The following is a 15310-nucleotide window of genomic DNA, read 5'->3' as shown; positions in this document are numbered from 1 at the left end:
TAAATAACTAACAGGAACTATGCTAAACCTAAATGATATCTGTCAGACTGACCCAAATACCAGATATAGCCCCCAAAACTCTAGCGCTATAGTTTTTAACTCTATATATAGTACCTTGCCATAAGTTCTGTTCTGAAAAAAACTTTAGGAGGTTTGGTTTCCAAATCTAAGCACCAAAGGATAAATAAAAAGATAAATAACTAACAGGAACTATGCTAAACCTAAATGATATCTGTCAGACTGACCCAGATACCAGATATAGCGCTCAAAACTATAACGTTATAGTTTTTAAATCTATATATAGTATTTTAGCATAATTCCTATTCTGAAAAAAATTATCGGGGGTTTAGTCTCCCAACGCAAGCAAAAATCGGATTTGGAAACCAAACCCCTACGATAAAATATTACAACCAATTATTATAGGCAAGATGCCTGTGCTACAACTAATAACTAATAACTGAAATGAACTTACAAAGCGACAAAGAATGGTGGACTCAACAATGGATAGACTTGTTAAATTCTTATCGGTTTAAAAAACGATTAGAAAGAGCAAGAAATTATGCCAGACAAGGCAATGTTTTGAGTATAGAATTTAAAGAACAAAAAATTATTTCCCAAGTTCAAGGTACAGCACCCGAACCATACAAATTATCATTATGGTTAGATACTTTCACTGATGAAGACTGGAATTTTATCATTAAAACTTTGTCAGAAAGAGCAATTTTTACCGCCAAATTATTAGCAGGAGAAATGCCTCAAAATATAGAAGAAGTTTTTGCTGCTAATGGCTTAAGACTATTTCCTTTTACCTTAGACGATATCCATGCTAAATGTGACTGCCCAGACCCAGCTAGAGTTTGTAAACATATTGCAGCAGTTTATTATTTATTAGGCGATCGCTTCAGTGACGACCCATTTCTCTTATTTCAATTACGCGGTCGTACCAAAGAAAAAATCTTAGAAGAACTACGTCAAAAACGGGGTAAAAGTGAAGATGAAAGAGTGACAGAAACCAAACAAATAAAATCTGAAAAAATACAAAGTAAGGACTTACTTACCAACCCTCGAACTATAACTTCAGCTACTCAAGAAACTCTAAAAATTGAGCAATTCTGGGAATATAATCAACAGTTAGATTCTTCCTTAGTAGTGATTACGCCATCCCCAAGTAATGAGACAGTTTTAGATGTCTTAGGGCATATTCCTTTAGGTGCATCTGCTGATATTGTTATGAATTATTTCCAGAAAATTTATCAGAATGTGAGTCAGCAGGCAGCGATCAAAGCATTGAACCAGGGAGAAGATGAATATGATAGCTAAAGTCATTTCAGTTAGCCTCTTGCCTCCTGGGTCAGAGCTGCGCTTTTTCGTATAGGGAATGCTCCGCTTTCCATGTCGCTCCGCGTTTTGCTGGCACACAACTTTCCGTTCCGGAATGCTCCTAATTACGCACTTCGGCTGTAGCCGACATATAAAGCGGAGCTTTGCGTCAGCAAAACAGAGGAACTGCCTCTTGCAGAGGAGCTTCGCTAACGTTAACGTTAACAGTTAGCCTCCTTTCCTGCGGAATGCTGCGCAAACGGAGGAACTGCGTTTGCGCAGCATGACCTAGGATAGTTATGCGCCAGCAAAACGACCGCTTTTTACTCCCTTGTAGAGCCTAGGGCTGTTTCATTCATATCGTGAGTTAACAATTTAAGGAGAACGGGAGATGTTTAGGAGCAGAAAATAGAGAAATTAGCCATATCAGTGCCGATTTTTCAGCTTCGGAGTGTCATTGAAGTAGCACTCAGCACTCAGCAGTCAGCTATTAGCTTTTCACTGTGTATAATGGGGGATACTCTAGAGTTGCCGCTCCGCGTCTTATAACCCCCACGCAAAGCGCACCAGCAATTTTTCTCTCCTCTTGTGGGGGACTTAAACCCTCGGATTTTAGCGCTCCTGCTAAATGCTGGCAAGCTCCGCATGACCTAAGGAAAAGCTAATAGCTAGTTAAACTCTGTCTAAATATCTGGTTCAATAGCCTCAAATCAAAACTATTCGTATTTTTAACCTTTAAGAATAATTGATGAATATTGGGGATGCCATGTGGGTAAAGGGTGGAAAATTCTCCCCTGCTCCCTACTCCCCTGCTCCCCAGGAGCCTTAAGCAAGAATGAAACGGCCCAGCCTTGTAGAGCGACAGCTCCTGGCCCAGCTAAGGCGAGGCTTGAGAACTTAATTTCTTGGTCAAAAGTTAACAGCTATAAAATTCACAATTTTTCTTAGTTTTTACCTCTTGTTTCTTACTTACCTAAAGTATTTGTAATATGATTTTTTCAGAATGGATACAATTTGGATAATATTGGCTACAAATTCCTTTTCCTTGTTTCCAATAACCCAAATTTTGTAAGATTATTTATATAAAATACTTTTGAATTTTGACTTCCGTGAAATGCTAAACTTACTTCCCTGATTTCTTTGTTATAGCACTACGCAAATAGATTAGGAAGTTTATAAATTCTCAAACTCTCATTGCTTTTCATCTGTTAAATCACGGAATTTGTTGTTACAGGATATTTCATAATTCGCTCCTAATTATCTTTGGCAATAAAAACTATGTTGAGCTAATTTTAATTGTTCTAGAAAGCTTGATGATTTGTATAACATTAATAACAATTTTAAAAAACAACAATATGTTATAATTAAGATTAGCTAGCTAAAAATACCAATAGCTATAATACCTTTAAATTTATACAGTAGTGATTTTTTACCATGTTTGTACGAAACTTTTTAGGACTTTCCTTGGTAAGTCTTTTAGTTTCAGCTCCTCGAGTTAATCACCCGCAACCTACATTGACAAATCAGATGGAATCAGAGGCATCACAATTGCTGGCAATAGATTTTCCTGAATCAGATTCAAGAGGTGCGCCATCTAGAACTAGAGGAGCTGGGTCTCGTGGTCCATGTAATCCAATAATAAAAGAAAAATCAGGAGTCAACCTAACTGCTGTAATGCCACAAAATAATATAGGTACAACAGTTAGTCCTAACCCAACTGTCTATCTATATGTTCCAAAAAGCAGTAAACAAAAGGCAGAATTTGCTGTCTATGATTGGACAAATAGAGTCAGAGAACCAATATACATAACCAATATATCTCTGCCCCAGTCTGCTGGAATTGTGAAAGTAAATTTACCAAAAAATGTTGCATTACAACCGAATAACACTTATTTTTGGCATTTTGGTATAATTTGCAATCCATACCAGCGTAGCTTAGATTATTATATTAACGGATGGTTAAAACGTACCTCCCTAACTCCACAAACAGAAGCTAAATTGAAACAACTGGAGGAAAAACCATTAGAGCAAGCCAAACTCTATGCTGAATCATCTGTCTGGAGCGAAACTATCACAACTTTAGAAAAATCTCGTGCAGCTTATCCTAATGCCTGGAAAGAACTTTTACAATCAGTAGGACTAGGAAAAATTGCCGATAGCCAAATCTTTGATTTTTCTCAAGAAATACAATCCGATCAAAGATAATGAAAATTGTTAAATTATCTTGAAGATCGATAAGAAAAAATGACTGAATCAAGTTAGCTGGCCAATTTAAACGGCTAGCTAAATAAGGAATCGTAACATTTTCATGCTACTAATATCTAGTTAATATCTATAAATTAAAATTTGAAAACTTTAGCTACTTTTGGATACTATTTTCAGGATATTAAGGTTCATGGATTTATTCCACACCTTTTGACAGGGAATAACCTCTTAAAAATTTTGTATAGGGTTAATACCCTTGAGTATAATATGAATTAAGCTTAGTTTTAATTTTCTGTTATTTGAGTACAACCTTCCAATGTTTTCAAGATTTATATAGATATATTTAATACCAATTCACTTTAAAGATGTCACAAATAGTTGCAAACTTAAGATGTGAAATAATTTCCTGAAATTACTGTGTCATCAAAGTTTCGAGTCTATAAAATCTTAATGCCTGACTTTTGTACGGGGGTTTTCCTGACGGAATGCTCCGCATTCATGTCGGCTCTTAGCCGAAACATGTCGGCGACAGCCGAAAATGGCCATTACCTACGCACAACTTTCCTAAGGTCATGCTGCCGTAAACGTTTTATATGTCGCGTAGCAAAACGCCCCTACGACTTTTGACTTCCGTGAAACGGTATAACTTTGTCCAATTATTTAGCTTCAGTAGTTAACCCTGAGTGAAATCTCGTTATGATTTTCTAGGAGCAAGACTCAAATTATTCATCTGGCAGTGGCGCGGGGTGTGGATAACAACTCCCTGCATAACTGCTTTTGTTATCTTACTGCGCCTAACCGGAATATTACAGTTATGGGAGTGGAGTACATACGATTTTTATATCCGAAACAGACCTTTACCTACACAGGATCGGCGTATTGCCATAATTGGTATTGATGAAGCAGACATCCACAGAATAGGTCAACCCATTCTTCCCGATGCTACATACGCCAAGCTACTCGAAAAACTCAAAGCTATGGAACCCAGAGCTATTGGTTTAGATATTTACCGAGATTTACCTGTACCACCTGGTCATCAAGAATTAGTTAGAGTATTTCAAAATACTCCGAATCTAGTTGGTATTCAGAAAGTAGTAGAGGATGATAAACAAGAAGGAGTAGCACCACCACCAGCTTTAAAAGAAAAAGGACAGGTAGGGGCAAATGATATGATTGTCGATGCAGATGGCCGAGTCAGAAGAGGTTTATTTTTCTTAGATAATCAAGATGGGGAAAGAATACATAGTTTTGCTATACATTTAGCATTGCGTTATTTAAAAAAGGAAAATATTAAAGCAGAGAAAGTAGAAGGAACTAATAACTGGCGTATTGGAAATCAAATATTCATTCCCTTTGAAGAAAATGATGGTGGCTATGTGAAAACTGATGCGGGTGGGTATCAGTTATTAATCAACTATCGGGGGCCGAATGGTTATTTTGAAATTGTTAGTCTCACAGATATTCTTGAGGACCAGGTACCTCCAGACTGGGGACGCGATCGCATCATTCTCATTGGCAAAGTAGGAGAAAGTTTTAACGATCTATTCTATACCCCATATAGTAGTAGTTGGTTAAACTTGCCACAGCCAATGACAGGAGTAGAGGTTCAAGCAAATTTTATTAGTCAAATTATTAGTGCTACTTTAAATGAACGTTCCTTAATCGGAACTTGGTCTGAACCCCAGGAATGGTTATGGATTTTTATTTGGTCCGGAGTTGGAGCTACAGTTACATGGAACTGGCGAAATCAAACAAAACAATTTTTATCATTAGCTTTATTTAAATACCTAGGTCTAGAAATCTTTATTTTATTTGGTAGCACTTATATTGGTTTAATTTATGGTTGGTGGATTCCCGTTATACCACCTCTATTAGCATTAGTAGGTGCTTGCTTTGTCATTACAGGTTATGTTGCTGGTACTGCTAGTGGGATTAGAAAAACTTTTGGCCGTTATCTTTCCCAGGAAATAGTTAGTAATTTATTGGAAAGTAAAGAAGGTTTAAAAATAGGTGGTAAAAGACAAACTATTACTGTATTAGCTTCTGATTTAAGAGGATTTACAGCTCTTTCTGAGCAACTATCTTCAGAAGATGTAGTAGAAATTATTAATATTTATCTGCAAGATATATTAAAAATAATCACAGACTATGGCGGTAATATTGACAAGTTACTTGGTGATGGAATAATGGTTCTTTTTGGTGCTCCAATAGTTAGGGAAGATGATGCAGAAAGAGCAGTTGCTTGTGCTTTAGCAATGCAGTTAGAAATGGAGTCTATTAATAAGAAAATTAAAGTCTTAGGATTACCAGCTTTAGAGATGGGTATTGGTATTAATACAGGGGATGCAGTAGTCGGAAATATTGGCTCTGAAGAACATACCGAATATACCGCTATTGGTTGGGAAGTTAACTTAGCTTTTCGGATAGAAACTTATGCTATTGGGAATCAAATCTTGATTTCTAATTCTACTAAAGAAGCGATCGGTATTTCAAAATTAAGAATAGATAGTACCAAGGAAATCAAACCTAAAGGGATGAGTAATCCAATCAATATTTACGAGGTAGGAGGTATAGGAGGTAAATATAATCTGTTTTTACCAAGAGAAGAGGAAATATTATTACTTTTAGAAAAACCAATTCCCATCTTTTATTTGATTGTAGAAGGAAAACAAATTAGTAATACTGTATTTAAAGGCAATTTAATTAAGCTTTCTCAGAGAGGTGCAGAGATAGAGATGAATAAATTGGCTTCAACAGATTCAATACCATTACCCTACAGTAATCTTCAACTTAATTTATTGAAGCCTGACAATCAATCATTTATGAGTGAACATATTTATGGGAAAATATTAAAAGTAGAAGAAGCATCAAAAACTTTTTATATCCGTTTTACTTTCAAGCCTCAATCTGTTATTCAACAACTTGATAGTTTATATCAGTCTTCTTTAAAAAAGTAAATTTAAAGATAGCTATTAGAGGAAGTCTAGGTGTCCTAGATTTGAATAGCTATATTTGCCAGAAAATTTGGGTAGATGATATTGAATATCAATGTTCTTCTAGATAGTATTTCTGCAGTTCTTACTCAAGTTATCAAATAAGAGGTACTACTACTTTGATTACTTACCTAATTAGGAGACACAAGAATAAATTGCGACTAATATTAGCCGATAACCAAGGCGACAGAAGGGACGTATCGCTGCGCGACATGTTTGCGGAGCATTCCGGAACGGAAAACGCATTTTTGCCTGTGCAACGTCCGTACAAAGCGTCTACAGGTTTTCTTGTAGACATTGGGAGATACCCCCTCAGCAGGTCTTGTTTGCTGTGCATTGTTAACAAATGTTAGCAAAATTGTATCGGCGTTCGCAGAGGTTTTAATTACTTGACCATGCTAGAGATAACTTATCAGGATAGCGGTTACATAGTGGCCTGGTTTTGCACCACAAACTACTCTGTCTAAGGGCGATTATAGCACAATCTATAGCAACTATATCAATTTATGTGAATAAATATTAGCAAATCGACAATAGTTAATCAACCCCAACTATTTATGGTAGTGCGTCAAGGAAGTGTGGTCCGTGTGGTCCGTGTGGGGAGACTTCCCTTCCAGCAAGGAGGAATAATTGTAGGGTGTATCTTTATTGGGAAGTGTCAGCCACCTGTCCTAACTTTTTGGTTGCTCAACCTTTATACCAATTTGATAAATGTTTGCTACAAATACCTAGGGAATTTTTTAGGAGTCAGGAGACAGGAGTCAGGAGTCGTATGGGAATAGCTTTGATACTATTTCTAAGTTCATAAATCATCTTTTTAGTCACAAGGACATCCCTATAAAGTATGCACAATCCCTCTTATTATTCGTAACATTCTTTTTTAAAACTGGTATTATATCTCAGAGCTTTTAGACCATTATTGGCCAGCCCTACGCGACTTATCCCACACTTTGCTGATGCACAACCCTATTTATAAACCTCTGGACAAAGTGGCACTACCTCCACATACCACTACTCACTAATACCAAATTCAAAAAAGGCAGTTACATCTTAAGTTGTGATTTATTCCTAGAATAAAAAACTTGATAAATCCCATAAATTCTCAAAATTAAACCTTTTTTCCTATTTTTTATTATTTTTTTTCTTTGCCAGATGAGCTGTTGCCTGTGCCGTGACTGTAGCAATATTTTATGAAATTGGTATAACTCTAGCTCCTCGTCAGTTAGCTCCTGAAATACTGCCTGTTCTTCAGGAGTATTTTTTTTTCATGTATGGTCGGTAATGACTCAATCTGGTAACATAACCCTGACATATACTGCAAATAGAGTTAATTCAGCTAGTTCACAATTAATTCATCCTAGTTGTTATCTTTTTACTACTAATTACCACTAAAATTAGTTAGGGACATATTCATGATTTACACAACGGCACTAATTATAGCGGGTTTATCTGGGAAAATGAGGAATTTATACACTATATATAGTTTGACTTCGTAAGTCCTGATATTATAAAACTGATAACTGATAACTGAAATAACATCTACTTCGACCACTTTTAAAACGAGTAGTTTACAATTAATTCATCCAGGTTGTTATCTATTTTTACCAACAATATTTAATAATTATTAAGAATTGTTGGTTGAGTCACTTTAACTAACGATATTAATTAGATAACTATGAAATTAAAATCTCTACTTACTTCCGTCAGCTTCACATCTGGAATCTGGCTAATTTTACCTATATTATATTGGCAAAAACCAGTCAAAGCTCAAATAATACCAGACCAAACATTAGGTAAAGAAAGCACAAAAATCAGAAGTATAGACCAACTGAAAAAACAAATAGAAGGAGGTGCAATTAGAGGTTCAAACCTCTTCCACAGTCTGCAAGAATTTAATATAACTGAAAATCAAAGCGTCTACTTCACAAATCCAATCGGAATTGAAAATATATTAACAAGAATCACAGGAAAAAATGCCAGTAATATCTTAGGAAAACTAGGAGTAGAAGGAGCAGCCAACCTATTTTTAATCAATCCCAACGGCATATTTTTCGGACCCAACTCCAGCCTAGACATTCGCGGTTCATTTATCGCCACAACAGCAGACGAAATCAGACTAGGAGAAAATGGAATATTCAGTGCCACAAACCCGCAAAATAGTAACCTATTATCCGTAGCACCATCAGCCCTATTTTTCAATCAAATAGCAACTCAAACAGGAAGCATTATTAATAGTTCAACAGCAGGAGAAACAGGATTACAAGTCCCGACAGGAGAAACCCTAGGATTAATAGGAAATCAAGTCATAATTGACGGTGGAAAACTAACAACAGAACAAGGAAGAATCGAAATAGGGAGCGTCGGAAATCAGAGTTTAATTGAAATAGAAAACACAGAAAATAATTATGAATTAAATTATTCAGAAGTAGAAAACTTCAACAATATAGAACTAAAAAATAACGCCGTAGTAGACGTAAGTGGAGAAGGAAGTGGAAAGATACAAATACAAGGAAAAAAGATACAAATAACAGAAAAATCAAGAATTCTAGGCAACACATTAGGAACCCAAGCAGGAGGCAGCATATCATTAAGCGCCAGTGAATCAATAGAAGTAAATGACAGCCTAGTAGATGCCGATGTCGGACAAGGAGCAACAGGGGACGGAGCAAGTATAACAACCAATAGTCCGAATTTAATACTAACAAGTGGAGGACAAATTAGTACAGCAACATTTGATTCAGGAGGAAGTGGAGAATTAACAGTAAACGCCCAAGAGATAGTAGTAATAGGAGCATCATCAGACGGTCAAAACCTCAGCGGTTTATTTACAGACGTATTACCAGGAGCAACAGGTAGAGGGGGAGATATGACCATCAACACTCAAAGCTTAAAACTATTCACTGGTGGGCAACTAGGAGCCAACGTATTAGGAGAAGGAGTTGGAGGAAACTTAACAGTAAACGCCCAAGAAATAGAAGCAAGTGGCACAATACCAGTAAACTTAACAGACCCACAACAACAACTACAAGTGCAAGCCTTAAATGGGCAACTTCCCGCAGCAATTTTAGCCATAGTCATACCACAAGCAGAAGGAAATAGTGGAAAATTAACAATAAATAGCGATCGCATCCTTTTAGAGAATGGAGCGCAAATAGGAATAGGAACATTTGGGTCAGGTAACAGTGGAGAACTAGTAGTCAAGGCAAAAGAGATACGAGTAGTAGGAACTTCAGCAGATGGGTTATTGCCAAGTAGCTTTAATAGTTCGGTCTTATTTGGAGCAACAGGAGAAGGTGGAAATATTAATATTGAGACCGAAAGTTTAACTCTAGAAGATGGGGGACAAGTAAGAGCAGGAACATCTGGAGTTGGAAATAGTGGAGATGTAAGAGTGAAAGCGAAAGAAATTAACTTACGAGGTAGTTCTGAGAATGGTAGGTTTGCCAGTAGTATTCAAGCCTCTGTAGAGGATCTATCAGACCTAGTTCCTGGGGCATTGGGTAGTGGAGATGGAGGACAAGTATTAATAGAAACTGAACGGTTGAGTCTGGAAAATGGAGCCGAAGTTAGTGCTAGCACATTTGGGGAAGGACAAGGTGGAAGTATTGAAATTAATGCTGCTGATGTTGAAATTAGTAACAGTTTTATTACTGCTGAGAGCAATGATAGCAACAACTCTAATAGTCTCACCAACATTACTATTGGAAATGGAGGAAATTTAACAGTTAATACTCAACGTCTGAATTTGAAGGATGGAGGCAGACTTCTAGCAGCTACATCCACTGGAGGTCAAGGAGGAAATATTACTATCAATGCCACAGAAATAGAAGCAGTAGGTAGTTCACCAGAAACCAATAGTCCCAGTGGTATAGATAGCCGAGTCAAATTAGGAGCTACAGGAAACGGTGGCAACTTAACAATAAACACCCAACGTCTGATACAAAGGGATGGAGCAGTCATTCAAGCAGGAGTTTTCAGTTCTGGTCAAGGAGGAAACATTACAGTCAATGCTACAGAGATTGAATTATCTGGTAATGGTACAACTCGGAATATAATTCAAGAAGTATCACCTTTGATCCAAAGCGCAAGTGGAGAAGTTCCTAGTTCTTTGATAACCACTGTTCTGCCTGGTGCAACAGGAAAAGGTGGGAATTTAAGCATCAATACCCAAAGTTTGACCCTGCGAGATGGAGGGTTAATTGGTACAGGAACATTAAGTTCAGGTGAAAGTGGAGATTTAACAGTAAGAGCAAGAGAAATTAATTTGATAGGTACTAACCCTACTGGTCAACTTCCTAGTAGTCTGTTTACCACAGTTTTGTCAGGAGCCACGGGAAACGGAGGCAACTTAACCATTGATACCGAACGCCTCAGCTTGAGAAATGGTGGCCAACTCAGAGCGGGTACATCTGGTAATGGTCAAAGTGGAGACTTAACAGTAAGAGCCAAAGATATTGAAATCACTGGTCGTGGTGACGATGGTATACTTCCTAGCAGTATACTTGCTGGTGTAGAAGACTTAAGCAACTTATCTTTGGGTCAAGGTAAAGGAGATGGAGGTAACGCATTTATTCAAACAGAACGCTTAACTATTTTGGATGGAGCTGAAGTTAGTGTCATCACAGAAGGTGACGGTCAAGCTGGAAATCTTATCGTTAATGCTACTGACAATATTACCATCTCTGGAGTCAGTTCTATTACTGGTAACTCCAGTGCTATCACTGCTGGCAGCGAGTTAGGCGCAACACGACCAGGTGGAAACCTTAATATTACTACCCCGACTCTCAACCTCAGTAACGGTGCTGTTGTTACTGCTAGAAGTCGCAGCAACTCTAATGGTGGTAATATCATGTTAAATGTAGATAATCTCAATGTCGCCAGTGGCGCTCAAATTCTCACCTCTAGTTTCAATGATGGTAATGCGGGAACTATTAGTATTAATGCCGATACTGCTATTACTCTTTCTGGTAGTGATGTCAATTTTAATGACCGACTGGCTAATTTTGGAGCAGAAAATATTGATACTGATGGGGCAGAAACTGCTATTACTTCTCGTTCTCGTGGTAATGGTAATGCTGGCTCTGTTACTATCAATACACCTTCTTTGAGAGTAGAAGACCAGAGTATTATTAGTGTTAGCAGTTCTGGTAGTGGGGTAGCAGGTTCTCTTTTGATTAATGCTCCAACTATTCAAATCAATAATGGTACTCTCAGCGCTGAAACTGCTGCTGGAGAACAAGGCAACATTACCATACAAGCAAGAGAAATTAACCTAAAAAATCAGAGTGCTATTACTACAAATGCTACTAACTCTGCTACAGGTGGGGATATTAATATTGAGACAAAATTTTTAATTGGTTCAGACAACAGCAATATTAGTGCTAATGCCATAGTTGGTCAAGGTGGTAATATTGGCATTACAACAGAAGGAGTATTTCTGGATAATAGTAGTGAAATTACTGCCACCTCAGCTTTAGGTATAGATGGTTCAGTAGAACTGAATACCCAGGTAGACCCGACTCAAGGGGTGGTTAAAGTATCTGCTAATGTGATAGATGCTTCCTCATTAGTGGCACAAAATTTATGTGCAGCAACGAGTGAGGAAATACAAGGAAGTTCTTTTGTGATTACAGGTAGAGGTGGCCTCCCCCCCGATCCGACTCAACCATTAACAGTATTGAGGGGAACTGTGGGGTGGGAAAGTAAAAGTAATACACAACAGAACGCAAAATTTGTGATGTCTGAGTTTCAACAACCTGTGGTGGTTTATCGTCAGCCAGAAACTCAGAAAGTGCCACAAATTACTCAGGCAATGGGTTGGGTTATGACTGAATCTGGTAAAGTAACCCTGACATCTACTGCAAATAGAATTAATTCAGCTAGTCCACAATTAATTCATCCTAGTTGTTATCTATTTTTAGGGAGTAAGGAGTAGAGGACTTTGCTGATTTTAGTAAGGTGTAGAAAAAACTGGTAGTGCGTCAAGGAAGTGTGGGAAGTGTGGGAAGTGTGGGAAGGGTGGGAAGTGTGGGAAGTCTGGGAAGTCTGGGAAGGGTGGGAAGTGTGGGAAGTGTGGGAAGTGTGGGAAGTGTGGGAAGTGTGGGGAGGGTGGGAAGTAGGAGAAATAATTGTACCTGTATCTTTATTGGGAAGTGTCTGCCTTTCGTGCTAACTTTTTAGTCTCAAAGGCTAAAAAATTTGCACTTTTTTCGCGACCATGTGGGCGCTCAACCTCTATATATCAGTGCTTTTAGATTATATTGGCCAGCCCTACGCGACTTATCCCACACTTTACTGATGCACAACCAAAAAGCTCCTTCCTAGCTCCTGACTCCTAACTCCTGACTCCTGATAACTGATAGCTGATAACTGAATATGATTTTCTGGATAATAATTCTAATTTTTTTCTCCTATTTTTCTACTAAACCTGCTATTGCTCAAATAACTCCTAGACCAGTTGACCCTAGTCCTCAACCTTTACCACAAGTAAAACCATTACCACCACCAGATGATTTACTCCAACCACAACCAGTTCCATCTCTTTCTCCCGAATATCCTCCTCTGCAAATTCCTGGTAAGATTACTGTTAACCAATTTGCTGTTGTTGGTAGTACAGTTTTTAGTCCAACAGAATTAGCAGAAGTTCTGAAACCTTTTACAGATAGACCTATTTCTTTTGCCGAATTACTTGAAGCACAAACAACAGTAACTCAGCTATATTTTGACCAAGGATATGTCACTTCTGGAGCTTTTATTCCACCACAAACTTTGGAAGATGGCACTGTTATAATAGAAGTTATTGAAGGACAAGTTGAAGAAATTGAAATTTCCGGACTGAAACGACTTAATTCTAGTTATATTCGCAGTCGTATTGAATCTGGTATTCAAACACCTCTAAATCAAAATCAGTTATTTCAATATTTACAGTTATTACAACTCAACCCTTTAATTGAAAGATTATCTGCTAATTTAACAGCAGGAACTCGTCCTGGTTTGAGTAGGTTAGAAATAGAAATTGAAGAAGCACCAGCTTTTTTTGCTCAACTTTCTGCTGATAATTTACGTTCTCCTAGTGTGGGTACTGTTCGTCTTCAAAGTCAAATTTCTCATAATAATTTGACTGGGTTTGGCGATCGCCTTAATGCCACTTATTATCGTACAGAAGGTAGTGATACTCTTGATGATTTGAGTTATACTATCCCCATTAATTCTAAAAATGGTACTATTAGTTTACGTCATCGTCGTACCAGTAGTGAAATTATTGAAGAGCCTTTTAATGAATTAGATATTGATACAAATTCTCAGACTTATGAAATGAGTTTTCGCCAACCTATTTATCAAACTCCTAGTACAGAAATTGCTGTGGGTTTAACAGGTTCTGTAGAAGAATCACAAACTACTCTTTTAGATGAACCTTTTCCTGGTTCTATAGGAGCAGAAGATGATGGGGAAATTAATATTTCTTCGCTGCGTTTTTTTCAGGAATATGCTTTTAGAAGTACCAAAGATGTATTTGTGGCAAGGTCAGAATTTTCTCTAGGAATAAATGTTTTAGGTGCTACTGTTAATAATCAAGCTCCAGATGGAAGATATTTTTCTTGGCGAGGACAAGCACAATATTTACGTTTATTAGCACCAGAAACAGTATTTTTAATTAGGTCAGATCTTCAGTTAGCTCCTAGAAGTTTGTTTCCCCAAGAACAGTTTAGTTTAGGAGGAGGATTAAGTGTAAGGGGATATCGTCAGGATGCTTTACTTGCTGATAATGGTGTGTTTATTTCTAGTGAGTTTCGGTTTCCTATTCTACGAGCAAGAAAGTGGGATGCTACTTTACAATTAAGTCCTTTTGTTGATTTTGGTACTGTTTGGAATAGTAATGAATTAGAATTAATTGAGGATACTTTATCTTCTGTCGGTGTGGGTTTAAGGTTCCAAGTCGGAACTCGTTTTTCGGCTCAATTAGATTGGGGTATTCCTTTTGTTGATATAGATACTAATGGAGATTCTTTGCAGGAAGAAGGCGTATATTTTTATATTAGATATAGAGCTTTTTAATTGATAATTAATAATTAATAATTAATAATTGATAATTGATAATGAAAACTATTTATAATTATTTATTGGTAATGAAGCTGATAGCTGACTGCTGACTGCTTAAAACAGATGGTATAGCAATCCTAAATAGGTTTTAACATTTAATCGTAGGGGTTTGGTTTCCAAATCCTATTTATACCAAATTGATAAATGTTGGCTACAAATAGCTAGGGTATTTTTTAGGAGTCAGGAGTCAGGAGTCAGGAGTCAGAATGAATGGCTTCGATACTGTTTTTTAGGTTATAAATTATCTTTTTCTCTTGGTGCGCGTTCCCTTGCGCCGTGAGACGGCGCGGGGTCGCACCGCTTTGTCAAAGGGACATCTCCTGTAATGTCTTTTTATTACCCTTATTATTCGTAACATTCTTTTTTCAAAATGGTATTACGCGTTCGGTTTGGAGACTAAACCCTTACATTTTTTTTTCACAAGTTATTTAGGATGACTATATGAGGTTTGGGGAAAGGAGACTAAACCCTTACATTTTTTTTTCACAAGTTATTTAGGATGACTATATGAGGTTTGGGGAAAGGAGACTAAACCCTTACATTTTTTTTTCACAAGTTATTTAGGATGACTATATGAGGTTTGGGGAAAGGAGACTAAACCCTTACATTTTTTTTTGACAAGTTATTTAGGATGACGATATGAGGTTTGGGGAAAGGAGACTAAACCCTTACATTTTTTTTTGACAAGTTAT

At 37.2% G+C, this 15310-nt stretch carries 6 protein-coding genes; all 6 read left to right on the top strand.

The features are described 5' to 3' along the window. Nucleotides 1-462: 462 nt before the first annotated feature. The 6 genes from ACP6PK_RS08270 to ACP6PK_RS08245 all read left to right on the top strand — a co-directional run bounded on the left by ACP6PK_RS08270 (nucleotide 463) and on the right by ACP6PK_RS08245 (nucleotide 14573). Nucleotides 463-1320 carry an SWIM zinc finger family protein gene (locus ACP6PK_RS08270; protein ID WP_426559201.1) on the top strand — a complete coding sequence of 286 codons (858 nt, stop codon included), beginning with the start codon at nucleotides 463-465 and terminating at the stop codon, nucleotides 1318-1320. A 1515-nt stretch (nucleotides 1321-2835) separates the two neighbouring features. Further along, nucleotides 2836-3525: a DUF928 domain-containing protein gene (locus tag ACP6PK_RS08265; protein ID WP_426559200.1), complete on the top strand. Its 690-nt coding sequence runs from the start codon at nucleotides 2836-2838 to the stop codon at nucleotides 3523-3525. Between the two features lie 683 nt (nucleotides 3526-4208). Continuing rightward, the gene (locus tag ACP6PK_RS08260; RefSeq protein ID WP_426559199.1) at nucleotides 4209-6482 is read left to right on the top strand and encodes a CHASE2 domain-containing protein; all 2274 of its coding nucleotides are present in this window, start codon (nucleotides 4209-4211) and stop codon (nucleotides 6480-6482) included. A gap of 1711 nt (nucleotides 6483-8193) precedes the next feature. After that, nucleotides 8194-12453 carry a two-partner secretion domain-containing protein gene (locus tag ACP6PK_RS08255; protein WP_426559198.1) on the top strand — a complete coding sequence of 1420 codons (4260 nt, stop codon included), beginning with the start codon at nucleotides 8194-8196 and terminating at the stop codon, nucleotides 12451-12453. Between the two features lie 63 nt (nucleotides 12454-12516). Continuing rightward, the gene (locus ACP6PK_RS08250) at nucleotides 12517-12690 is read left to right on the top strand and encodes a hypothetical protein (protein ID WP_426559197.1); all 174 of its coding nucleotides are present in this window, start codon (nucleotides 12517-12519) and stop codon (nucleotides 12688-12690) included. Nucleotides 12691-12893: 203 nt separating this feature from the next. Then, on the top strand, nucleotides 12894-14573 hold the full coding sequence (locus ACP6PK_RS08245) for a ShlB/FhaC/HecB family hemolysin secretion/activation protein (RefSeq protein ID WP_426559196.1): 1680 nt from the start codon (nucleotides 12894-12896) through the stop codon (nucleotides 14571-14573). Nucleotides 14574-15310 lie beyond the last annotated feature (737 nt).

The sequence above is a fragment of the Dapis hubbardiae BLCC-M172 genome, assembly GCF_050016015.1.
Lineage (GTDB): Bacteria > Cyanobacteriota > Cyanobacteriia > Cyanobacteriales > Microcoleaceae > Trichodesmium.
The sequence above is the reverse complement of the archived record's forward strand: the minus strand, read 5'-3'. Positions and strand labels throughout refer to the sequence as shown.